Origin of the sequence: Rugamonas sp., from assembly GCF_025354735.1 — a bacterium.
Classification (GTDB): domain Bacteria; phylum Pseudomonadota; class Gammaproteobacteria; order Burkholderiales; family Burkholderiaceae_D; genus Rugamonas.
In genome coordinates, this window is sequence record NZ_JANXMI010000292.1 from 1 (window position 1) to 22541 (window position 22541).

At 66.2% G+C, this 22541-nt stretch carries 23 protein-coding genes and 1 tRNA gene; 15 read left to right on the plus strand and 9 right to left on the minus strand.

Features of this window, described 5'->3' with window-relative positions; translation table 11 throughout:
* The 5 genes from Q0S71_RS23840 to Q0S71_RS23860 form a co-directional block, all read left to right on the plus strand.
* Positions 1-287 (plus strand): transposase (locus Q0S71_RS23840; RefSeq protein ID WP_296001295.1); only part of this gene is annotated, 287 nt, incomplete at its 5' end.
* A gap of 447 nt (positions 288-734) precedes the next feature.
* Positions 735-1064: a winged helix-turn-helix domain-containing protein gene (locus tag Q0S71_RS23845; RefSeq protein WP_296001297.1), complete on the plus strand. Its 330-nt coding sequence runs from the start codon at positions 735-737 to the stop codon at positions 1062-1064.
* Positions 1065-1075: 11 nt separating this feature from the next.
* Positions 1076-1333 carry a hypothetical protein gene (locus Q0S71_RS23850; protein ID WP_296001299.1) on the plus strand — a complete coding sequence of 86 codons (258 nt, stop codon included), beginning with the start codon at positions 1076-1078 and terminating at the stop codon, positions 1331-1333.
* Positions 1334-1370: 37 nt separating this feature from the next.
* A complete protein-coding gene (locus Q0S71_RS23855; RefSeq protein ID WP_296001300.1) occupies positions 1371-1790 on the plus strand; it encodes a hypothetical protein in 420 nt (139 codons plus the stop codon).
* Positions 1791-1819: 29 nt separating this feature from the next.
* The gene (locus tag Q0S71_RS23860) at positions 1820-2113 is read left to right on the plus strand and encodes a hypothetical protein (RefSeq protein ID WP_296001302.1); all 294 of its coding nucleotides are present in this window, start codon (positions 1820-1822) and stop codon (positions 2111-2113) included.
* 3 nt (positions 2114-2116) lie between these two features.
* On the opposite strand, the gene Q0S71_RS23865 is transcribed toward Q0S71_RS23860, so the two are convergent.
* The 3 genes from Q0S71_RS23865 to Q0S71_RS23875 form a co-directional block, all read right to left on the minus strand.
* Positions 2117-2890, minus strand: coding sequence for a hypothetical protein (locus Q0S71_RS23865; protein WP_296001303.1), 774 nt, complete (start codon positions 2888-2890; stop codon positions 2117-2119).
* A 67-nt stretch (positions 2891-2957) separates the two neighbouring features.
* The gene (locus tag Q0S71_RS23870; protein WP_296001305.1) at positions 2958-3308 is read right to left on the minus strand and encodes a DUF3147 family protein; all 351 of its coding nucleotides are present in this window, start codon (positions 3306-3308) and stop codon (positions 2958-2960) included.
* An 86-nt stretch (positions 3309-3394) separates the two neighbouring features.
* Positions 3395-4240, minus strand: a complete 846-nt coding sequence (locus Q0S71_RS23875) for a hypothetical protein (RefSeq protein WP_296001307.1) — start codon at positions 4238-4240, stop codon at positions 3395-3397.
* Between the two features lie 187 nt (positions 4241-4427).
* Between Q0S71_RS23875 and Q0S71_RS23880 the strand changes: the two genes are divergently transcribed.
* Positions 4428-4955 (plus strand): hypothetical protein, encoded by a 528-nt coding sequence (locus Q0S71_RS23880; RefSeq protein ID WP_296001308.1) that lies wholly within the window; start codon positions 4428-4430, stop codon positions 4953-4955.
* 93 nt (positions 4956-5048) lie between these two features.
* On the opposite strand, the gene Q0S71_RS23885 is transcribed toward Q0S71_RS23880, so the two are convergent.
* Positions 5049-6881, minus strand: a complete 1833-nt coding sequence (locus Q0S71_RS23885; RefSeq protein WP_296001310.1) for a PAS domain S-box protein — start codon at positions 6879-6881, stop codon at positions 5049-5051.
* A gap of 217 nt (positions 6882-7098) precedes the next feature.
* Positions 7099-9891 carry a phosphoenolpyruvate carboxylase gene (gene ppc, locus Q0S71_RS23890; protein WP_296001311.1) on the minus strand — a complete coding sequence of 931 codons (2793 nt, stop codon included), beginning with the start codon at positions 9889-9891 and terminating at the stop codon, positions 7099-7101.
* A gap of 199 nt (positions 9892-10090) precedes the next feature.
* Between ppc and hemC the strand changes: the two genes are divergently transcribed.
* From hemC to Q0S71_RS23910, 4 genes are read left to right on the plus strand one after another with little or no spacing between them, the layout of a single operon-like run.
* On the plus strand, positions 10091-11104 hold the full coding sequence (hemC, locus tag Q0S71_RS23895; RefSeq protein ID WP_296001312.1) for a hydroxymethylbilane synthase: 1014 nt from the start codon (positions 10091-10093) through the stop codon (positions 11102-11104).
* Positions 11097-11912, plus strand: coding sequence for a uroporphyrinogen-III synthase (locus tag Q0S71_RS23900; protein ID WP_296001314.1), 816 nt, complete (start codon positions 11097-11099; stop codon positions 11910-11912). Before hemC ends, Q0S71_RS23900 begins: the two co-directional genes overlap by 8 nt.
* On the plus strand, positions 11909-13075 hold the full coding sequence (locus Q0S71_RS23905; protein ID WP_296001315.1) for a uroporphyrinogen-III C-methyltransferase: 1167 nt from the start codon (positions 11909-11911) through the stop codon (positions 13073-13075). The genes Q0S71_RS23900 and Q0S71_RS23905 overlap by 4 nt, the downstream gene beginning before the upstream one ends.
* 2 nt (positions 13076-13077) lie before the next feature.
* Positions 13078-14274: a heme biosynthesis protein HemY gene (locus tag Q0S71_RS23910; protein WP_296001316.1), complete on the plus strand. Its 1197-nt coding sequence runs from the start codon at positions 13078-13080 to the stop codon at positions 14272-14274.
* 47 nt (positions 14275-14321) lie between these two features.
* On the opposite strand, the gene Q0S71_RS23915 is transcribed toward Q0S71_RS23910, so the two are convergent.
* A complete protein-coding gene (locus tag Q0S71_RS23915; RefSeq protein ID WP_296001317.1) occupies positions 14322-14534 on the minus strand; it encodes a hypothetical protein in 213 nt (70 codons plus the stop codon).
* Positions 14535-14712: 178 nt separating this feature from the next.
* Between Q0S71_RS23915 and ppa the strand changes: the two genes are divergently transcribed.
* Complete coding sequence (gene ppa, locus Q0S71_RS23920) at positions 14713-15252, plus strand: inorganic diphosphatase (RefSeq protein WP_296001319.1); 540 nt, start codon at positions 14713-14715, stop codon at positions 15250-15252.
* 80 nt (positions 15253-15332) lie between these two features.
* Here ppa and Q0S71_RS23925 read toward each other — a convergent pair whose 3' ends face one another.
* Positions 15333-16163, minus strand: a complete 831-nt coding sequence (locus Q0S71_RS23925) for a CoA ester lyase (protein ID WP_296001321.1) — start codon at positions 16161-16163, stop codon at positions 15333-15335.
* A gap of 119 nt (positions 16164-16282) precedes the next feature.
* Positions 16283-17416: a GNAT family N-acetyltransferase gene (locus Q0S71_RS23930; RefSeq protein WP_296001323.1), complete on the minus strand. Its 1134-nt coding sequence runs from the start codon at positions 17414-17416 to the stop codon at positions 16283-16285.
* A 129-nt stretch (positions 17417-17545) separates the two neighbouring features.
* Between Q0S71_RS23930 and Q0S71_RS23935 the strand changes: the two genes are divergently transcribed.
* Entirely contained in the window at positions 17546-19594 is a 2049-nt protein-coding gene (locus Q0S71_RS23935; protein ID WP_296001325.1) for an NAD(+) synthase, read from the plus strand.
* A gap of 135 nt (positions 19595-19729) precedes the next feature.
* Positions 19730-20068, plus strand: a complete 339-nt coding sequence (locus tag Q0S71_RS23940) for a P-II family nitrogen regulator (RefSeq protein WP_296001326.1) — start codon at positions 19730-19732, stop codon at positions 20066-20068.
* 13 nt (positions 20069-20081) lie between these two features.
* Here the strand turns inward: Q0S71_RS23940 and Q0S71_RS23945 are convergent, their stop codons facing one another.
* Positions 20082-20714 carry a trimeric intracellular cation channel family protein gene (locus Q0S71_RS23945; protein ID WP_296001327.1) on the minus strand — a complete coding sequence of 211 codons (633 nt, stop codon included), beginning with the start codon at positions 20712-20714 and terminating at the stop codon, positions 20082-20084.
* 199 nt (positions 20715-20913) lie between these two features.
* Between Q0S71_RS23945 and gltX the strand changes: the two genes are divergently transcribed.
* A complete protein-coding gene (gene gltX / locus Q0S71_RS23950; RefSeq protein WP_296001328.1) occupies positions 20914-22320 on the plus strand; it encodes a glutamate--tRNA ligase in 1407 nt (468 codons plus the stop codon).
* An 83-nt stretch (positions 22321-22403) separates the two neighbouring features.
* A tRNA-Ala gene (locus Q0S71_RS23955) sits at positions 22404-22479 on the plus strand.
* Positions 22480-22541 lie beyond the last annotated feature (62 nt).

The following is a 22541-nucleotide window of genomic DNA, read 5'->3' on the forward strand; positions in this document are numbered from 1 at the left end:
GCTGGCCGGCGCTGCTGCGTTACGCCGACTCGGGCACGCTGCCGATCGATAACAACCCGGTCGAAAATACCATCCGGCCGATCGCCGTCGGCAAGAAGAACTGGCTGTTCGCCGGCTCGGAACGGGCGGGGCGGCGCGCCCCCGCGATCCAGACCCTGTTGGCCACCGCCAAGCTGAACGGCCTTGAGCCGCTGCGCTGGTTGACCGAGACGCTTGAGAAGCTGCCTACCTGCCCTAACAGCCAGATCGATACCCTGCTGCCGTTCACGAACTCTACCCAACCTTAAAGCCAATTGCCAGATGGGGCCGCTGGACGCTTACAACAAAATAGAAGGGGAAATAGAATGAAATCCACAGGGAGCCTGCGGGTCGACACCAACCTCCTGCTCCCGCTGATTGAGCAACGGCACCGTCTCGGCGGCACGCAGGATAGTTCGGCAGGGATCACTGCCGCCATCGCATGCTGGCTGGACCAGGGGGCGGAAGCCCCGCCCGTTGCCGATCCGGCCTATCCGCGCGGCTGCCAATGGAAATCGCCGTTTTTGCCGAGGGCACGGTGCGGCGCTCCTGGAGCCATGGCGAACACAAAACGCTTGCGTTGAAGGCGACCGCCTCATCCACCAGGGCCGCGCTAAAAGCAAAGCCGCGTTTCCCGGTAATCCATGAAGACACTTTTTTATGGGCGCCCGCAAATCGTGCTTGACTCGCTGTCATGTGTCAGATATTGTTTACACATGAAATCAAAAACAACAGCACTCGACGGTGACCAGCTGCTGGCGATGCTGGCGGCCTTGTCGAATCCGCACCGGTTGCGCATCATCGCGGCGTTGCAGGACGGCGGCCGCAACTACGTCAGCCAGCTGGCGCGCGAGCTCGGCATCAGCCGGCCCTTGCTGCATCTGCACCTGCAAAAGCTTGAAGGCGCCGGCCTCGTCTTGAGTCAGATGGAACTGTCGCACGACGGCAAGGCGCTCAATTATTTTGAAGTATCTCCTTTCGCCGTCGACCTGACCCCGGCCATGATTGCCGAGGCGGCGAAATCCCTGACGACCAACCTTGAATAGCAGAGGCTTATATGTCTGAAAATGTCTTTTTCGCCGCCTTCTTTTTCCCGGCCGCCGCGGCGGTGCTGGTGTTCTTCATGAAGTATGTGTCGGCCGTGCTGCAGGCGCGCGTGCGGCTGGCGCAGGACGAGGCTTACCGCGAAATCGCCGCCCGGGCCGCCAGCGCGCAGGCCGACACGGTCGCCGCCATCGCCGCGCTGGCGACGACGCTGGCCGAGATCCAGTCGCGCATCGCCGGGCTGGAAAAAATACTCAAGGAAGTCGAATAACCGCATTCATCCCTGCCACCACTACAAGGAGTACACCATGAACGACGTCACGCTGTTTCGCCTGTATTTGCTCAAAGCGCTTTACCTGATGGTGGCCGTCGGCCTCGGCCTGGTGGTGTGGCCCGGCGTGATCCACCATACCCGGCCATGGGAATTGATGGAGGGCGTGGTCCAGTGCATGCTGGCGTCGTTCGGGCTGCTGTCGGCGCTGGGCCTGCGTTATCCGCTGCAAATGCTGCCGGTGCTGCTGTGGGAAATGGCGTGGAAGACGATCTGGCTGCTGGTGGTGGCGATGCCGCTGTGGTTGTCCGGCCGGATGGATCAGGCGACGTGGGCCATGGCGTCCGACGTGTTGGTCGTCGTCATCTTCCCGTTCGTGGTGCCGTGGTCCTATCTGTTTAAAAACTATGTGAGCAAGTCCGGCGACCGCTGGAGCCGCACCACCGTCGCATCTTGATGCGCTACGTTCTCAACCGAAGGAAGACCATGAAAACCATTTACGCCGCAGTCGTGATCGCCGCCAGCCTGATGTCCGGCCTGTGCGCCGCCGAAGAAAAAGCCACGCCGGCAGCGGCGCTGTCGGAACGGGAACGGGTCGATTATCTGCTCAAGCAAAACCAGATGCTGATGGAAGAAAACCAGCGCCTGAAGGCGCTGGCCGGACGGCCGCGCAGCAAGGAAGAAAACTTCGCCGTCTGCATGCAGGCGGCCCGTGGCGAAACGAGCGCGATGGCGGCCGAATCGATCGGCGGCCACTGCGACCAGCTGCTCAAGCACTGACGCCTACGAGGCCGGGCCGGCGTCGGCGAACTGGTATTCGATCAGCGTCTCGTCGTTCCAGCTGGCGTCGCTGAGCGGCGGCATGAAGACGCGCCGGTCTTTCTTGTCGATGGTCAGCGCCTCGCGCCGTGCGCCCGATACCAGCGTGACGGCGGCCAGCGCGCGCGGCGCCCCGTAGTGCAGCATGATATGGCTGGAGTGGCACAGGCCGCCCGCCAGCATGATCCCGTTGCGTATGAAAAAGGACATGTCGTCCTTCGTCACGGCCCAGCTGATCTCGCATTCCAGGCGCAGGTCGCCCAGGCGGCGCGCGTCGGCCGGCACGTCCGGCGTGTGGATGTCGGCGTGCCAGTGCAGCAGGCCTTTCTTTTTGTTCGAGACGATGTCGGCGTTATCGTCGGCGGCGGACTGGATTTTGTCGAGCACGAAGCTGCCGTCCTTGGCCACCGGGATGGGGATGGACGTGTTGTCGCCGGCGATGCGCAGCGCGACGTTGTCGAGACTGAGCTTGCTGTCGTCGGCGACCAGCGTGAACCGCAACGGCGCGGCCGGCGCCAGCGCACGGTGGGCGGCGTAGGCGTCCAGGCCCTTGAGCATCTGGCGGTAGGGTTTCAGCTGGGGATTCTTGACGCTGCTGACTTCGACGACCGGCGCGGCTTCGGCGGCGTCGGCCGCGTCGGTCGTGCGCGGCGCGGCGGGCACGGCCGCTTCCTGCGCCGCGCTGTCGAGGGCGATGGCGGCCAGGCTCAGGGCCAGCAGGGACAGGGATGGTTTCATGCGTCGTCCGGCAAGTGGGGAAGGTTGAACTATACCCGAAACATTGTCTGAAAATATACGTCAATAATCACAGCAGCTCGATGCCGAAGCGGCGCACGCACAGCGCGAACGCGGCGAAGCAGACGACCGTGATGACGATGCAGGCCAGCAGCGCCGGCCAAAAGCCGATCCGCGCCAGCAACCACGGGAAGGCGAGGAACATCGGCAGCGTCGGCACCACGTACCAGAAGGTGTACCAGGCGTGGTTGGCGATTTTCTGTTCGGACTGGTGGTCCAGGTGCAGCCAGATCAGCGCCAGCACCGTCACCAGCGGCAGCGCCGCCACCAGGGCGCCGACGCGGTCGCTGCGCCTGGCCAGTTCGGACACGGCCACCACGACCGCCGACGTCGCCAGGTATTTGATCATCAGCCAGGCCATAAGCCCTCCCCGTATCTCGTTGATCGCCACGTAGCCGGACCATGCCGGCGCGTATTACTTGGCGGCCTGGTCGTCGAATTCGACGTTCAGCCAGGCCTTGGTCGCGTCCATGTTTTCGGCGCGGCCAGGATGTCGAGCAGCACCTGCTTGTTGGCCGGGTAGGCGCGCGTGTTATAGGCCAGATATATGCGGTGGCGCAGGCCGGCGTTCCGGGCGAAGGTGCTGACCGGTTGGTAGTCCGGCTCGTCCGTGCTGAGCGTGTAGCGGCCGTCGGCGCCGGGCTGGTGGCGGGCGATGTAGTCGTCCGGCAGGCCGTCGAGTTCCTCGCGCGTGGCGGTGACGGTCTGCTTGCCGTTCTGCACGTTGTGGTTGAAGGCCAGCGACAGCTCGGTGATCTTGTCTTGCAGCGCGTGGATGGCGGCGCGCTTGGCCTGGTCCTGGTTGACGCCGGCGAGCCGGTATTCGAGCAGCGTGCGTTGCAGGTATTGGCGGCTGGCCGCGTCCCCGGCCGGCAGCGGCACGGCGGCGATGGCGTCGTAGACGGCGCGATTCAGGCTCAGGTCGGTGGCCACGCTGGCGATTTTCTGGTTCAGTTCCTGGGCCTTGTCGCGCAGCGGCGCGGTCTTGCCGACGGCGAACAGCAGATAGGCTTCATTGCCGGCCAGCGCCAGCTGGTTCTGTGCCTCGTCGAACGGTTGCAGCGTGTTGGCCACTGTGCGCGGTCCCTTGACGGCCAGCAGCTTGGCCAGGCTGGCCTGTTCGGCCGCCAGGCGCTGGCCGACCCACTGTTCCAGCTGCGCCGGATCGTCGCCGCCCATCCACGCGTGCAGCGGATCGGCCTGGGCCGGCGCCGCGGCGTGGGCGGTCGCGGCCCAGATCGACAGCGGCAGCAACAGCACGGGCAAGAGGGGGCGATGGCGGTGCAGGGACATGCGGTTCTCCGTGGCGTTGGGTGGGTTCGGCTTGACTGGGCGGGCGGCGCATCGGCCGCGAAGCGTGTGAATATTACATGGAATTCTGGCCCGCCAAGGAAATGCCTTACAGAATAGGCAGCTTTATCGTAACGGTAATATGATGGGGCATGCGGGAATAGTCCCGACCCCGGAACGGAGAGCATTGATGAAGATGAAGATGATGAAGATGACGGCGGCCTTGATGGTGGCTGGGGGTTTGATCGCCGGCGCGCAGATGGCGACGGCGGTGCCGGCGGTGCCGGATGCGGCCCAGGTCAAGGCCACGCACGATTTGCTGGCGGCGATGCAAGCCGAAAAAATGATGCGCATGACGGCCGGCGGCAGCCACTACGCGGACGACAAGCAGCGCCAAGCAGTGATGGACAAGCTCAACAAGACGCCACCGGAGGACATCTACCGCCGCCTGGCCGTGCCGCTGGCGCGCATCATCTCGACCGAGACGGCGACCGAGATGACGAAGTTTTACCTGTCCGATTACGGCCAGCGCGTGCTGAAGATGAACTACAACAGCGGCGCCCAGCTGTATCCGACCATGCCGACGCCGACCCCGGCCGAGAAGGAGGAGCTGAAGCGGCCCGCCTACCTGAAGGCCGACCAGGCGCTGAAGGAAGCCGAGCCGGCCATCCACCACGAAGAGTTCGTGCTGGTGACGGAAATCGCCAACGGCAAGTAAAACGCTGGCGCGGCGCTGAACCCAAGGGCGTGCAGCAGGGTCAAGACCGTGGGTCAAGACCGGGAGCAGACCGGCCGCGCCAAGGCGGGGCGTCTAAGCCCGGTCCTTGTCGTTGGGTATATGCGGCGGCTCCGGGGACGGCGGCGCTTCCTGCGCCGCGTCCAATCCCGGCAGCATGATGGACAGCGTCGTGCCGCCGTCCTGGTGCCGCGCGTAAATCGCTTCGCCGCCCATGGCCGCGACGCGCTCGATGATGTCCTTCTGGCTCAGCGCGACGGCGCGCGCATGGTCATCGGCGACGACGGCCCCGCCGGCGGGCGCGCCGTCGTCGCCGATGACGATGATCTGCCGTGCCGGATGTAAATTGAGCGACACCTCGATGCCGGTCGCCCCCGTGCGCAGGCGGATATTGGCCAGCGCCTCCTGCACCACGCGGAAGATGGCGGCCGTGCGGTGGGCGCCCAGGCTGGCGTCCGCGCTGGCGTCGATCACGGTCAGCCGGCACGGCAGGCCGCCGCGCCGCTCCACCTGTTGCAGCAGCCATTCCACCGCCGCGTGCAGACCCAGCGCCAGCGCCGTCGGATGCAGCTCGTTGATGATGTTGCGTGCCGAGCGGATGGTGGCGTCCAGCGTGTCCAGTACCTGTGCGGCGCGGGCGTGCAGCAGCGGCTGGCGGGCGCCGCTGCGGGCGTGCAGCATGGCGGCGTCGATCTTCAAGGCCAGCAGGTTCTGGCCCAGCTCGTCGTGGATGTCGAGCGCGATGCGGCGCCGTTCCTCGGCCTTGATGGCGTGGTGGTGGCCGGACAGCGCGCGCAGCTGTTGCAGCGAGTCTTGCAGCGCCGCCTCGGTGCGCTTGTTGTCCGTGATGTCGACGCTCATGCAAATGAGCATCTGCGGCTTGCCGTCGGCGTCGAACACCGGTTTCTTATAGGTGCGCATGTGGCGCTGTTCGCGGCGTTCGCCGTCCCAGCGCACTTCCTCGTTGACGACCAGCTTGCCGCCCTCGAAGGCGATGCGGTCGTGGGCCAGGAACTCGGTCAGCCGCTCGGGCGGGAAGTCGCTCCTGGCGCGCTGACCGAACAGCGTGTCGAAGCGCACGCCCCAGCTTTTTTCGCACGCCGCATTCATCAGTAAAAACCGGGAATCGCCGTCCTTGATGAACAGCGACAGCGGCATCATCGAGATGATTTCCTGCAACTGCCTGTCGCTGAGGGCGCGGGCCCGCTCGGCCGCCTGGCGCACTGCGCTTTCCGTGCGCAGCAGCACGACGGTCTGCTCCAGCTCGGCGGTCCGGGCGGCGATGCGCTGCTCCAGCTCGGCATGCGCCTGGCCCAGCGCCTGCTCGCCGAGCTTGCGGTCCGTGATGTCGGACACCATCACGAGCGCGCCGGCGAAGCGGCCGTCGTCGTCGCGCCGGGTCTGGCTGCGCACCAGCGCCCAGCCGGGCAGGCCGTCGCGCGTGCGGTAGCGCAAGTCGCGCAGCACGCGCAAGTCTTGCTCGGGATGGTCGTAGATGTCGCAGTGGACCTGGTCGGGTGGAGCGTCGATGAAGTCGTTGATGTGGCGGCCCAGCAGTTCTTCCGGCCGGTAGCCGACCATCTCGGCCGAGCGCACATTGGCGAAGCTGATGCGGCCGTCGGCGTCGGCCAGCCAGATGCCTTCGAGCGCCGTCTCGACGATCTGGCGGTAGCGCTGCTCGCTGTGTTGCAGCTTGCGGCGCGCGCGGCGCCGGATGACGGCGATGATCTGCACTTTCATCAGGATGGCGGCGCTGACGCCGGCCAGCAGCGCCGGCAGGTAGTCGGCGGGGACCGGCGCCGTGCCGGGATGGTCATGCAGCCAGGAGGTGGCGATCACGCCGCCCAGCAGCGGCAGCAGGAGGGCGATGGCGGCCAGGCTCAGATTCTCGATCGACGGCTTTTTCATGGTTGCGATATGGGGAGGACGATGGGAATCGACAGCGGCCTCGGAAAACGGCGTCGTCCATGCCGGATTGTAAATGAACGTTTATCATTTTGTTATTCTTTTTTATCTCCGCCCCGGCCGGGAAGCGCCGCAATAAAAAAGCGGAAGGGCCGGTCCGGCCGCTTCCGCTCGCGTGTGGCGCTGCCGCGCCGGCGCTGCGCCGGTCCGGCGCCGCCGCTCAGCCGGTGTTGCGCAGGCCGGCGGCGACGCCGTTGATCGACAGGTGGATGCCGCGGTGGACCCGCTCGTCGACCTTGCCCGGCTCGTTAGACAGCGCCCGGTGCCGCTTGATGAGCTCGACCTGCAAGTGGTTCAGCGGGTCGAGGTAGGCGAAGCGGTTCTGGATCGAGCGCGCCAGCAGCGGGTTGCCGGCCAGCCTGTCGGTGGCGCCGGTGATGCTTTGCAGCGTGGCCAGCGTGGTCGCGTGCTCGTCGGTGATGCGCTTGAAGATGCGCTCGCGCAGTTCCCGGTCGGCCACCAGTTCGGCGTAGCGCGAGGCGATGGCGAGGTCGGTCTTGGCCAGCACCATGTCCATATTCGACAGCAGCGTGGCGAAGAACGGCCACTCCTGGTACATCGCTTGCAGCTGTTGCAGCCGTTCTTCGCGCGGGCCGGCGTCTATCCAGGCGCCGATGGCGCTGCCGAAGCCGTACCAGCCCGGCAGCAGCAAACGGCACTGGCCCCACGAAAAGCCCCAGGGGATGGCCCGCAAGTCCTCGATGCGCTTGGTCGACTTGCGCGAGGCCGGCCGGGAGCCGAGGTTCAGTTCGGCGATCTCGGCGATCGGCGTGGCGGCGAAGAAGTAGTCGGTGAAGCCGGGCGTGTCGTAGACCAGGTTGCGGTAGGCCTGATAGGCGCGGTCGGAAATGTCGGCCATCACGGTCTCGAAGCCGGCCAGCCGGCGCTGGTGGGCGGCGTCGCCCGAGGCCGGCATCAGGCTCGCTTCGAGCGTGGCGGCGACCAGCAGTTCGAGGTTGCGGCGGCCGATGTCCTTGTTCGAGAATTTCGAGGCGATGATTTCGCCCTGTTCGGTCAGCCGGATCTGGCCGTTGACCGTGCCCTGCGGCTGGGCCAGTATGGCTTCGTAGCTCGGTCCGCCGCCGCGGCCGACGGTGCCGCCGCGGCCGTGGAACAGGCGCAGCTTGACGCCGGCCTCGGCGAACACGGTCACCAGATGGGTTTCGGCCTTGTACAGTTCCCAGTTCGACGTCAGGAAGCCGCCGTCCTTGTTGGAGTCGGAATAGCCGAGCATGACTTCCTGGATCTGGCCCTGTTTGGCGATCAGCGTCTTGAACAGCGGCGTCGCCATGGCGGTCCGCATGATGCCGGCCGCGCGTTGCAGGTCGGGGATGGTCTCGAACAGCGGGATCACCATCAGGTCGAGCTCGTCGCCCCGCAGCAAGCCCATTTCCTTTTGCAGCAGCAGCACTTCGAGCAGGTCGGACACGGTTTCCGTGTGCGAGATGATGTAGTTGCGGATGGCGCGCTTGCCGTAGCGGGCGCGGATGTCGCGCGCGGCGCGCAGCACGCCCAGCTCGGAATCGGTCTCGGCCGAGTAGACGGCGTAGGGCGAATAGAGCAGGCGCGGCTGCGCCAGTTCGCTTTGCAGCAGCGCCACCTTGGCGTCCTCGTCCAGCGCCGCGTAGTCGGCCTGGGCGCCGGCCTGGGCCAGCAGTTCGGACAGCACGCGCTCGTGGACGTCGGAACTCTGGCGCATGTCGAGCGAGGCCAGGTGGAAGCCGAAGATGTCGGCCGCGCGCTTGAGGGTCGACAGGCGCGGCTGCACCAGCGCCGCGCCGTGGTGGGCGGTGAGCGAGTCGATCAGCACTTGCAGGTCGGCGGCGAAGGCGGCGGCGTCGGGATAGGGCTCGGCGTGGCCGACTTCCTTGCGCAGGATGTTGGTGGCGCCGAGCGCGCGCGCGCTGCTGGCCAGGCGCGCGTAGATGCCGATCAGGGCGCGGCGGTAGGGCTCGTCGCTGCGGTGGTCGGAGGTGTCGGGCGAGCGGTCGGCCAGCGCGGCCAGGGCCGGGCTGCAGCCGACCATCAGGGTCGAGATCGACAATTCGGCGCCCAGGGTGTGGGTTTCCTCCAGGTAGAAGTCGACGATGGTGGTGGCCTGCCGTTCCAGCGCGTGGCGCATGGTGGCGGCGTTGACGTTGGGGTTGCCGTCGCGGTCGCCGCCTATCCAGCTGCCCATCTGCACGTAGGGCGCGATGCCGGCGTCATGGCCGTCGGCGCTGCCGTAGTGGGTGGCGATGTCGCCGGCGATGTCGTCGTACAGGCCGGGCAGCTCGCGCAGGAAGGTGATGCGGTAGTAGGACAGCGCGTTGTCGATTTCGTCGGCCACCGTCAGTTTCGAGTAGCGCAGCATGCGGGTCTGCCACAGCGTGGCCACGCGGGCGCGCAGCAGGTGCAGATTGGCGGCCCGTTCCTTGGGCGTAAGCGGCAGGTCGCGCTGGGCCAGCAGGCGCGCGATGTCGTGCTCGGCGTCCAGGATGGACTTGCGCTGCACCTCGGTCGGGTGGGCCGTCAGCACGGGCGCGATCAGCGCGTCGCGGAAGAAGGTGGCGACGGTGGCGCGGTCGACGCCGGCGTCCTTGAGCTTGCACAGCGCGTAGCTGACGCTGCCCTGCTGCGGCCGCGATCCGGCCAGCAGGTGGGCGCGGCGGCGGCGGATGTGGTGCTGGTCTTCGGCGATGTTGGCCAGGTGCGAAAAGTAGGAAAACGCGCGCACCACGGATATGGTCTGCTCGCGCGTGAGGATCTTGAGCATGCCGTCGAGTTCCTTGGCGGCGCCGGCGTCGGCCTCGCGCCGGAAGCGCACGGCGGTCTGGCGTATGGTCTCGACGACGGCGTAGACGTCCTCGCCCTCCTGGTCGCGCAGCACGTCGCCGAGCAGGCGCCCGAGCAGGCGTATGTCTTCCTTCAGCGGCGCGTCCTTGTCCGCCGCCGCGTTCGGAGCCTCGTTCATTGCTTCATTCGTTGCACTGTAGTGGTTTGCCATGTGATGAGATAAGCCGCAAAAATGGTGAAAGTCGGTGCATAGGCTGATGGCCGGTTCTGCAGGTAGGCGCGCATGATAAAATTTGTGATCTTAAACATGCACAGTAACTGGCCAACGCCGGTGAGCGTCCGCTACAGCGAAAGAACTGGTTTTGAAAACATCTGAATTGACAGTAACCGTCCCGTCCAGACTGGTGATCGCGTCGCGCGAGAGCCGGCTCGCCATGTGGCAGGCCGAGCATGTCCGCGCACGCTTGACTTTATTATATCCTCAGTGCGATGTCGTGATTCTCGGAATGACGACGCGCGGCGACCAGATCCTCGACCGCACCCTGTCCAAGGTCGGCGGCAAGGGCCTGTTCGTCAAGGAACTGGAAGTGGCGATGGCCGAGGGCCGCGCCGACCTGGCCGTCCATTCGCTCAAGGATGTGCCGATGGAGCTGCCGCACGGTTTCGCGCTGGCCGCCGTGCTCGAACGGGAAGATCCGCGCGACGCCTTCGTCTCCAACGACTACGCGACGCTGGCGGACCTGCCGGCCGGCGCCGTCGTCGGCACCAGCAGCCTGCGCCGGCAATCGCTGATCGCGGCGCGGTATCCGCAACTGGTCATCAAGCCGCTGCGCGGCAATCTCGACACGCGCCTGGGCAAGCTCGATCGCGGCGATTACGCGGCCATCATCCTGGCGGCGGCCGGCCTGAAGCGGCTCGGCCTGCCCGAACGCATACGCGCGCTGCTCGACCCGGACACCAGCCTGCCGGCGGCCGGGCAGGGCGCGATGGCGATTGAAATCGCCGAACAGCGCGCTGGACACATGAGCGGTATCGACCTGCACGCGCTGCTGGCGCCGCTGAACCACGAGGCGACGGCGCAGGCCGTGACGGCCGAACGCAAGGTCTCCAAGGTGTTCGGCGGCAGCTGCCAGGTGCCGCTGGCCGCGCACGCCACCGTGGTCGACGGCCGGATGCATTTGCGCGCCATGGTCGCCACGCCGGACGGCAGCCGCATGGCGCGCGCCGAAGTGCGCGGCGCCGCCGACCAGGCCGAGCTGCTGGGCGCGCAAGTGGCCGAGCTGCTGGCGCGGCAGGACGCGGTCGCCATCCTCGCCGTCTGCGTGGCCGAGGCCGCCGTCGCCGACGCGGATGCCGGCAGCGATGCCGGCGCGGCGCCGCCGGATGCCTGACACCGTCGTCATCACCCGCCCCCTGGCGCAAGCGCGGCCGCTGGCCGCGCGCGTGGCTGCGCTCGGCCGCACGGTCGAGCTGCTGCCGCTGCTGGAGATCTCCCCGCTGGCCGATCCGGCGCCCCTGCGAGCGGCGCTGGCCGCGCTGGGCGACTATGCGCTGGTGGCCTTCGTGTCGCCGAACGCGATCGACGCCGCCTTCGCCCACATCGCGCGCTGGCCGGCCGGCGTCACGCTGGCCGTGCTGGGCGAGGGCAGCCGCGCCGCGCTGGCCGCGCACGGCGTCACGCCCGACAACGCCCACATCGTCAGCCCGGCCGACGGCGCCCACAGCGATTCCGAACACCTGCTGCAAACGCTGGACCTGGCGGCGCTGCGCGGGCGCCGCGTGCTGATCGTGCGCGGCGAAAGCGGGCGCGAGCTGATGACCGACGGCTTGCGCGCGGCCGGCGCCGACGTCGCCGTGGTGGCGGCCTACCGGCGCGACGTGCCGCAACTGACGCCGGCGCTGAGCGCGACCTTGCAGCGTTTGCTGGCGCAGCAAAACGACTGGATCATCACCAGCTCGGAGGCGCTGCGCGGCCTCATGCTGCTGCTGGAGGAGCTGGCCTGCCGCCAGGCGGACGCCGCGCCGCGGCAGAGCGGCGTGCCGGCGCAGGACGCAACTGTTGCAAAAATGCAACGTCAGCATTTGATCGTGCCCCATGCCCGGATTGCCGAGACGGCGTATAAATTCGGTTTTACCCGCCTGACCCTCACCGGATCAGGCGACGAACGGCTGCTCGCCGCGTTACAATCACACCTATGAACGATTTGCCTACTTTATCCGACCCCGCCGTCAGCCCGGCCGCCGAGGCGCCGTCCGCGCCGCCGGCGCCGACCATCGCCACCCTCGCGCAGCAACCGCTGGTGATCGCCATCGCCATCGTCGCCATTTTGCTGGCGGCCGAAACCTGGTCCACCCACAACCACCTGCGCAATCTGCGTGAAGACATGGCCCACCGTTTGCAGCAGAACGACGCCTCGAACGCCGAAACCGGCACCATGGCGCGCGCCGTGCAGGAAACCAGCAAGGAATTGCAGGCCAAGGTCAGCCAGCTCGAAGGCAAGCAGGTCGAGGCGCAAAGCCAGCAACTGGCGCTCGAGCAGCTGTACCAGGATTTGTCGAAGAACCGCGATGAATGGGCGCTGACGGAAATCGAGCAAGTGCTGTCGACCGCCAGCCAGCAGCTGCAACTGGCCGGCAACGTGCCGGGCGCGCTGGTGGCGCTGGAAAACGCCGACCGCAGCCTGTCGCGTTCGGACAAGCCCCAATTCATCACCATACGCCGCGCCATCGCCAAGGACACGGAAAAACTCAAGGCCCTGCCCAGCGTCGACTCGACCGGGGTGGCGCTGCGCATCGACAGCGTGATCGGCCAGATCGACGCCCTGCCGATGCTGGCCGATGCGACGCTGCCGGCGCCGGCGCCGGTTCCGGCTTCGGCTGCGGCTGCGGCTGCGGTACCCGCGCCGGCCGCCAAGCCGGCCAAGGCCAGGGCCGGCGCCAGGAACGAAGTGGTCGGTCCGCCGGTGCCGCCGGCCAGCCCATGGCTGCAAAAAGTGCAGGGCGCGTGGACCGAATGGAGCGGCGACATGTGGAACGACGTGCGCCAGCTGATCCGCGTGCGCACCGTCGCCACGCCGGACGCGCTGATGCTGTCGCCGAGCGAAAGCTATTTCATGCGCGAGAACGTCAAGCTGCGCCTGCTGAACGCGCGCATGGCGCTGCTGTCGCGTAACGAAACCGCCTTCCGCGACGACCTGATCGCCTCGCAGGAGGCGCTGAACAAATATTTCGACACCCGTGCCAAGGCGACCCAGACCGTGCAAGCCCTGTTGCGCCAGGTCCAGGCCAGCAATCTGGCGATAGAAATGCCGACCTTGTCGGACAGCCTGAACGCCGTCCGCAACTACAAGGCGAAACCTTAACCATGCGCTTATTCCTCTGGTTACTCGCCTTGATGGCCGCGGCCATCGGTATCGCCGTGACGGCGCGTTTCAATCCGGGCAACGTGGTGCTGTTTTACCCGCCGCACCGGATCGACCTGTCGCTCAACTTCTTCGTGGTGCTGGAACTGGCGCTGTTCGCCGTCATGTACCTGGCCATCCGCGCCTTCCGCGCCACCATCAAAATGCCTGGCCGGGTGGCCGCCTATCGCCTGCGCAAGCGTGAGCGCGACGGCAACAAGGGTTTGCGCGACGCCTTGAAAGCCTTGTTCGAGGGCCGCTTCGGCCACGCCGAAAAAGCCGCGCTGCGCGCCGCCGACCTGCCGGAAAACGCAGGCATGGCCGCGCTGATCGGCGCCCGCGCCGCGCACCGTATGCGTCAGACCGAGCGCCGCGACCAGTGGCTGCACGGCTTGCGCGACGACGCCGCCATGAAAACGGCGCGTCTGATGACGATGACGGAATTGCTGGTCGACGACCATCAGCCGGAAGCGGCGCTGGAGGCCGTGCGCGAATTGAACGCCAGCGGCACGCGCCACATCCACGCGCTGCAATGGTCGCTCAAGGCGCATCAGCAGGCCAAGAACTGGCCCGAAGTGCTGCGCCTGGTGCGCTCGCTCGACAAGCACCGCGCCCTGCATCCGGCGCTGTCGGCGCGGCTGCGCGAGCTGGCCTATGACGACATGCTGTCCGACGGCGCGCACGATGCCGAATCGATACAGCGCGTGTGGGCCACGGTGCCGACGGCCGACCGCATCCAGCCCTTCGTCGCCAGCCGCGCCACCACGGCGCTCAACGCGCGCGGCCTGCACGACGAGGCGCGCCTGGTGGCCGAGGAAGCGCTGGCGGCGAGCTGGGACGAGCGCGTCGTGCGCGCCTATCGCGAAGCGGCGGCGCCGGCCGGCACGCCGGCCCTGCTGGCGCAGATCGAACATTGCGAAAGCTGGATACAGGCGCGCCCGACCGACGCCGAACTGGCGCTGACGCTGGGATCGCTGTGCCTGAAGCAAAAGTTGTGGGGCAAGGCGCAGCGCTACCTGGAGCAGGCGCTGTCCGACGCCAGCGACCCGCGCATGGTGCGCGAAGCCCACCTGAAGCTGGCGCAGATGCACGACGCCTTGCAGCAGCCGGACGAGGCCGCATCGCACTACCGCCAGTGCGCGCTGGCCACCATGCTGTAATTGCCGTATTGCTGTCATGCCGAAGCCCGTCCCCGTGACGGGCTTTTTTATTTATGTCCGGTTTTAATCAATACATCCAATTCGGCGAGCTCCCTGCGCATTTGTTCTTCCACAACGTCGTGCGGTATCCATACGCAGTTGGGGTCGTCCGCTTCGAGCAGGTCTTTATCGAGCTCATCAAGGAAGCGACGCTCCTCTTCTTCCTCGGTTTCTACGGTCTCTGCGTTCTCCGGCAAGGGAGTGGGGTCTTTTTGGTTCATGATGGCACCTGCTGGTAATGACGCTTCATTTTAGACCATCGGCGCGCGGCGGAAGTTCCGTCCGGCGCGACGGCGGCGGCGGCTTGCGCCGCCTGTTTTGCGTGCTGCGCCGCACAAGCGGCCGCGTCTTCGCTATAATGACGCGGTCAAAACACTGCTAGCATAACGAGGAACTCCCATGAGCCTGAATAAAGTATCGTCCGGCCGCGACGTGCCAAACGACTTCAACGTCATCATTGAAATCCCGATGAATGCTGATCCGATCAAATATGAAGTGGACAAAGAGTCCGGCGCGATCTTCGTCGACCGCTTCATGGGCACCGCGATGCACTATCCGTGCAACTACGGCTATGTGCCGAACACGCTGTCAGACGACGGCGACCCGGTCGACGTGCTCGTCATCACGCCTTTCCCGCTGTTCCCCGGCGTGGTCGTGCGCTGCCGCCCTATCGGCGTGCTGAAGATGACCGACGAATCCGGTGAAGACGCGAAAGTGCTGGCCGTGCCGGTCGACAAAGTGCTGTCGATCTACAGCCACTGGCAAAAGCCGGAGGACATCAACGAACTGCGTTTGCGCCAGATCCAGCACTTCTTCGAGCACTACAAAGATCTCGAAAAAGGCAAATGGGTCAAGATCGACGGCTGGTACGGCGTCGACGATGCGAAACAGGAAATCCTCAATGGCGTCGCCGCCTACAACAAGGAAGCCGCCAAGTAATCGCGGCAGCGGGCCATGAAAAAAGCGCATCCATCGGATGCGCTTTTTTTTGTTGCCAGCCCGCGTTTTTGCCCGCGATGTCAGGCCGCCCGGCGCAGCGCGTCTTCGATGATGCGCTTGGCCGTCAGCACCATGGGCCGGTCGATCAGCCGGCCGTCGAGCACGGCGGCGCTGCCGCGCGCCGCCTCGGCCGCCGCCAGCACGCGGTTGGCCCAGTCCAGTTCATTTTTCGACGGCACGAAGACGCGGTTGACGATGGGCACCTGGCCGGGGTGGATGCACAGCTTGCCGCCGAAGCCGAGGCGGCGCGCGTAGCCGGCGTCGGCTTCGATCCGCGCCAGGTCGTCGATCTCGGCGGTGACGCCGTCGACCGGGCTGAGGATGCCCGCCAGACGCGAGGCCAGCACGATTTGCGAGCGGAAGAACAGCAGCTCCTCGTGGTCGCCGTCGATGCCCATGTCGTGCTTGAAGTCGATGGCGCCGAACAGCAGGCGCTGCACGCGCGGCGCGCCGGCCAGTTCGGCCACGCGCGAAAAGCCGAGCGCCGTCTCGACCAGCGGGAACACCGGCGCGCCGGCCGAGGCGCTGGCGACGTCGTCGACGCGCTCGGTTTTCGGCAGCACGATGCCGGCCACGTCGGGCCGGCGGCAGGCGCGCAGGTCGTCGCCGAAGTGGCCGGAATGGACGCAGTTGACCTTGACCATGACCGGCACCTTGTTGGCGCAGCCTTCGCCGCTGGCGAGCCAGTTGCTGAGGTGGTCGCGCGCGGCGGCCTTGTCGTCCGGGCCGACGGCATCCTCGAGGTCGATGATGATGGCGTTGGCGCCCGAGGCGCAGGCCTTGGCAAACAGCTCCGGCCGGTTGGCGGGGACGAAGAGATAGGAATGGATGAAGGGGGATGCGGTGGTCATGGACAGTCTCCACAGAGTTTTATGCCTGGGCGGGTCGTCGTAGCGACGTGCTTGTATGCTGCCGTTCCAGTATTCCACAAAACCGCCGCCCGTGCCGCGACTGTCGTACTTCTTCCTCCTCAGTGGCGGAAGGGATTGCGTTCGTTGAGCTCGTCCATATACGAATCGATGCCGCCGTTTTCGCGTTCCAGGAAGCGTTCGATGGCGTCGGCGAACGCGGGATGGGCCAGCCAGTGGGCCGACCAGGTTTTTTGCGGCAGGAAGCCGCGCGCCATCTTGTGCTCGCCCTGGGCGCCGCCCTCGAAGGTGGCGATCTTTTGCGCGATGCAAAATTCCAGCGGCCGGTAGTAGGCGGTCTCGAAGTGCAGGCAGGGCAGGTGTTCCAGCGCGCCCCAGTAGCGGCCGTACAGCGTGTCCGCCGTGTGGATGACGAGCGAGGCGGCGATGGCGGCGCCGTCGCGCTCGGCGACGATCAGCAGTATGTTGTCCGGCATGGCGGCGCCGATGCGCAGGAAGAAGTCCAGGTTCAGATAGGGCGAGGAGCCGTGCTCGGCGTAGGTGTTGGCGTAGCAGCGGTGGAAGAATTCCCAGTCGGCGACGGTGGCGGCCGTGCCGCGCACCTGGCGCATCGTCACGCCCGCTTCGCGCACCTTGCGCCGTTCGGCGCGGATGTTCTTGCGCTTCTTGTGTTCCAGCGTGGCGAGGAATTGCTCGAAGTCGGTGTAGCCGGCGTTGATCCAGTGGAATTGCACGCCGCTGCGCAGCATGAAGCCGGCCTGCTGCAACTGCTCGGCCTGGGCCTGCGGCGGATACAGCACGTGGGTCGACGACATGCCGGACGCTTCCTGCTGCGCCACCAGCAGCGCGACCAGCGCGGCGCGGGCGGCGTCGTCGCGCGCCAGCAGGCGGCCGCCGGTGACGGGCGTGAACGGGATCGCCGACAGCAGCTTGGGATAGTATTCGATGCCGTTGCGGTGGTAGGCGTCGGCCCAGGCCCAGTCGAACACGTATTCGCCGTAGGAGTGGGCCTTGACGTAGAGCGGCAGCGCGGCGGCCAGCGTGTCGCCGTCCCACAGGGCCAGGTACTGCGGCTGCCAGCCGGTGTCGGCGCAGGCCGAGCCCGATTCGTGCATCGCATGCAAAAACGCGTAGGATAAAAATGGATTGGCGTCGCCTTGTTGGGCCAGCAGCGTAGTCCACGCCGTTTCGCCGATCTCGGCCAGAGAAGAAACGATACCCGTGCGATAATTCATTGTTGTTGGTTCCACCATCGTCGATCGGTTTTGAGCAGTCGTTGCGCATGCATTTTACGCATAAATGCCGGGCCGCGTCGGGTGGTGCATTCATGCCGCATCGGCATCTCCCCCGTAGGGAAAGTTCTCATGGCTAAAAACTTCTTCAATCTGTACGCGCATGACTTCGTGCGCGTCGCCGTCGCGGTGCCCGCCTGCCGCATCGCCGACCCGGCCTTCAACGCCGCCCGCACCATCGAAATGGCGCGCCAGGCGCAGCAGCAGGGCGCGGCCCTGGTCGCCTTCCCCGAGCTGGGCCTGTCGGCCTACACCTGCGACGACCTGTTCCACCAGCGCGCCCTGCTCGACGCCTGCGAACAGGCGCTGGCCGAGATCGTCGCCGCGTCGGCGCCGTGGCCGATGGCGCTGATCGTCGGCATGCCGCTGCGCGTGGGCCACCAGCTGTACAACTGCGCCGTCGTCATCGCCGGCGGCCACATCCAGGGTGTGGTGCCGAAAAGTTATCTGCCCAATTACGGCGAGTTTTACGAGGCGCGCCAGTTCAGCCGCGGCGATGACGCCGTCGCCACCGAGGTCGAACTGCTGGGCGCGCGCGTGCCGTTCGGCTCGCAGCTGCTGTTCCAGGTGGCCAACCTGCCGCTGTTCGCCTTCCACGTCGAAATCTGCGAAGACGTGTGGGTGCCGGTGCCGCCGTCGTCGTTCGCGGCGCTGGCCGGGGCCACGGTGCTGGTCAACCTGTCGGCGTCGAACGTGGTCGTAGGCAAGGCCGGCTACCGTCATCAACTGGTGGCGCAGCAGTCGGCGCGCTGCCTGTCGGCCTATCTGTACACCTCGTCGGGCAGCGGCGAGTCGTCGACCGACATGGCGTGGGACGGCCAGGCGCTGATATACGAGAACGGCGAATTGCTGGCCGAGTCGAAACGCTTCCTCGACGACGCCAGCCTGATCGTGGCCGACGTCGACCTCGAACGGCTGTCGCGCGAACGCATGCGCCAGACCACGTTCGGGCAGTCGGTGCAGCGCCACGCCGGTGAGGTCGGCCGCTTCCGCACGGTGCGCTTCGAGCTGGCGCTGCCGGTGGCGCAGGCGCTGCCGCTGCAACGGGCGGTCGAGCGCTTCCCCTATGTGCCGGCCGACAGCCGCCGGCGCGACGAGCGCTGCAACGAGGTCTATAACATCCAGGTGCAGGCGCTGGCGCAGCGGCTCACGTCGAGCGGCATCAAGAAGGTCGTCATCGGCGTGTCGGGCGGCCTCGATTCGACGCACGCGCTGCTGGTGTGCGCGCGCGTGATGGACAAGCTGCATCTGCCGCGCAGCAATATCCTGGCCTACACCATGCCCGGCTTCGCCACCAGCGGGCGCACGCTGAACCAGGCGCGCGCGCTGATGGCGCTGGTCGGCTGTTCGGCGGCCGAGATCGATATCCGGCCCAGTTGCGTGCAGATGCTCAAGGACCTGGGCCACCCCTACGCCGAGGGCAAGGACCAGTTCGACATCACCTTCGAGAACGTGCAGGCCGGCGAGCGCACCAACCACCTGTTCCGCCTGGCCAACCACCACAACGCCATCGTCTGCGGCACCGGCGACCTGAGCGAGCTGGCGCTCGGCTGGAGCACCTACGGCGTCGGCGACCACATGTCGCACTACAACGTCAACGCCAGCGTGCCGAAGACGCTGATCTCGCACCTGGTGCGCTGGGTGGCCGAGTCCGGCATCATCGGCCGCAACGACGCCCAGGTGCTGCTCGACATCCTGGGCACCGAGATCAGTCCCGAGCTGGTGCCGGGCACGGCCGGCGGCCAGCCCGAGCAGCGCACGGAAAGCACCATCGGCCCCTACGAATTGCAGGATTTTAATCTGTACTATGTGCTGCGCTACGGCTATGCGCCGTCGAAGGTGGCCTTCCTGGCGCTGTCGGCGTGGCAGGACCGCGAGCAGGGCAGGTGGCCGGACGGCGACCACGTGGCGCGCAACGAGTACGACCTGGCGGCGATCAAAAAGAACCTGGCCATCTTCCTCGACCGCTTCTTCCGCACCAGCCAGTTCAAGCGCAGCTGCGTGCCGAACGCACCGAAAGTGGGCACCGGCGGCTCGCTGTCGCCGCGCGGCGACTGGCGCGCGCCCAGCGATGCGCAGAGCGTGGTGTGGCTGGACGAGTTGAAGAATATTCCGGCGTGACGGGCAACTTTTAAATGCGCACGGCCGTAGGAGGGCCGCGCGCTGTCGTCTACAATGGCTACAGGATATTTTGCTTTTGCCGCATCTGCTGTTACAGCATCGCCGGTTTTCCAGGCTTACCATCAAGGAGAAATCATGAAACAGATTACCGCTGTCATCAAGCCGTTCAAGCTCGACGAGGTGCGCGAGGCGCTGGCCGAAGTCAACGTCACCGGCCTGACCGTCACCGAAGTGAAGGGCTTCGGCCGCCAGAAGGGGCACACCGAGCTCTATCGCGGCGCCGAATACGTGGTCGACTTCCTGCCGAAAGTGAAGGTGGAAGTGGTGGTCGACGATGGCGTGGGCGAGACCGTGGTCGACGCCATCATCAAGGCGGCCCGCACCGGCAAGATCGGCGACGGCAAGATCTTCGTGCAGAACGTCGAGCAGGTGATACGCATCCGCACCGGCGAGACCGGGCCGGACGCGGTGTGATGTTACCTGCGCGTCAGGCCCGGCCGACGCGCAGGTCGAATTTCCACGTCAGCAGCCGCAGCGACGTGATGAAGGCGGCGCTGGCCCACAGGGCCACATTGTCGGAGACGTCGGTTTCCTGCAGCAGGATGTAGAGCCAGCAGCCGAAGAAGGCGCAGATGGCGTAGGGTTTGCCGTCGCGGAACACCATCGGCACTTCGTTGCAGACGATGTCGCGCAGCACGCCGCCGAAGATGCCGGTGATGACGCCCATCAGCGAGGCGATGAACACCGGCATGTGCGCGGCCTGCGCCTGCGACACGCCGGCCACGGCGAACAGGCCGAGGCCGATGGCGTCGGCGATGACGATCAGGCGGTCGGATACGATCTGGCGCAGCGTGCGGATCAGCGGCGAGGCCACCAGGGCCAGCACGAAAATCAAGATCGCATATTCCTGGTGCTGGACCCAGAACAGCGGCCGCTTGTCGAGCAGGATGTCGCGCAGCGTGCCGCCGCCGAAGGCGGTGATGAAGGCGACCGTGAACACGCCCACCAGATCCATGCGCTTGCGCCGCGCTTCGATAAAGCCCGACAACGCGCCCACTAAAATTGCCATGATTTCGATGATGGTGATCAGCGAGACGTGTGGCAGGGGCAAGTGCTTCATCGTGGCGGTCGGTGAGTGGTCGATGCCCATAGGTTAACATGCGGCGGCCCGGAATGGGACCGGTTTCGTTGCTTATTTGTAAGTCTTGCCGTGGCTGGCGGCGCGCCGGCCGCACGATTGCGGCGGCGGCGGCGCGGCCGCTGGTCCGGCGCCGGGCCGACGCGGTAAAATAGCTCTTTTACACATAAGCACCTTCCCGATGACCACTTCCGCCACGCCCGTCCGCACCCGTTTCGCTCCCAGCCCGACCGGCTACCTCCACCTCGGCGGCGCCCGCACCGCGCTGTACGCGTGGGCCTACGCGCGCCACTTCGGCGGCAGCTTCGTGCTGCGCATCGAGGACACCGACCTGGAGCGTTCGACGCCGGAAGCGGTGCAGGCCATCATCGACGGCATGCGGTGGCTGGGCTTGAATCACGACGAAGGCCCGTTCTACCAGATGCAGCGCATGGAGCGCTACCGCGAGGTGGTGGCGCAGATGCTGCAAGAGGGCACGGCCTATCTATGCTATTCGTCGCCGGAGGAAGTCGAGCAGATGCGCGAGCGCATGCGCGCGGCCGGCGAGAAGCCGCGCTACGACGGCACCTGGCGGCCGGAGCCGGGCAAGACGCTGCCGGCCGTGCCGGCCGAGCGCAAGCCGGTGGTGCGCTTCAAGAATCCGCTGGACGGCGAGGTGAGCTGGGACGATTTCGTCAAGGGCACCATCACCATAGCCAACAAGGAGTTGGACGACCTGGTCATCGCCCGTCCCGACGGTACGCCGACCTATAACTTCTGCGTGGCCGTCGACGACTGGGACATGCGGATCAGCCACGTGCTGCGCGGCGACGACCACGTCAACAATACGCCGCGCCAGATCAACATCCTGCGCGCCATCGGCGCACCGCTGCCGCTGTACGGCCACTTGCCGATGATCTTGGGCGCCGACGGCCAGAAAATGTCCAAGCGCAAGGACGCCGTCAACGTCATGGATTACCCGGCCCAGGGCTACCTGCCGGAAGCGATACTGAATTATCTGGCGCGCTTGGGCTGGAGCCATGGCGACGATGAAGTGTTTTCGATGGAGCAGGTCTGCGCGTGGTTCGACGGCAGCCATTTGTCGAACTCGGCCGCCCAGTTCAACATCGAAAAGCTGAACTGGCTGAACAACCACTATATCAAGCAGGCCGACAATGTCCGCCTGGCCGCGCTGGCCCAGCCGCGCATGCTGGCCAACGGCGCCGAATTCGATGGCGGGCCGGAATTGCCGGCCGTGCTGGCGCTGATGAAGGAGCGCGTCAACACCGTCAACGAACTGGCCGACGCCGCCATGCTGTTCTACCGCACGCCGCAGCCGGACGCGGCGCTGCTGGCCCAGCACCTGAGCGACGCCGTCAAGCCGGCGCTGGCGCAGTTCGCCGACCGCTGCAAGACGGTGGAGTGGAGCAAGGAAGCGCTGGCCGCCATGATTAAGGAAGTGCTGGCCGCCAACACGCTGAAGATGCCGCAGATCGCCATGCCGCTGCGTTTGATCGTCACCGGCCAGCTGCAAACGCCGGCCATCGACGCCGTCCTGCAAATCTTCGGCCGCGACGCGATTGTGGCCCGTCTGGCACGTTTTCTCTGAGTTTGAGAGAAACTCGGGGCAAAGTTGCAAAAGGGTATTTGCATAGCGCTGTATCTTTGCTATACTCTTGTTTCTGCGCCAACGGGGGTATAGCTCAGCTGGGAGAGCGCTTGCATGGCATGCAAGAGGTCATCGGTTCGATCCCGTTTACCTCCACCAACATCTCCGGGAAATTCTGGTGATCGCGGTTCAAGCGCGCAGTGGTAGTGGTAGTGGTAGTA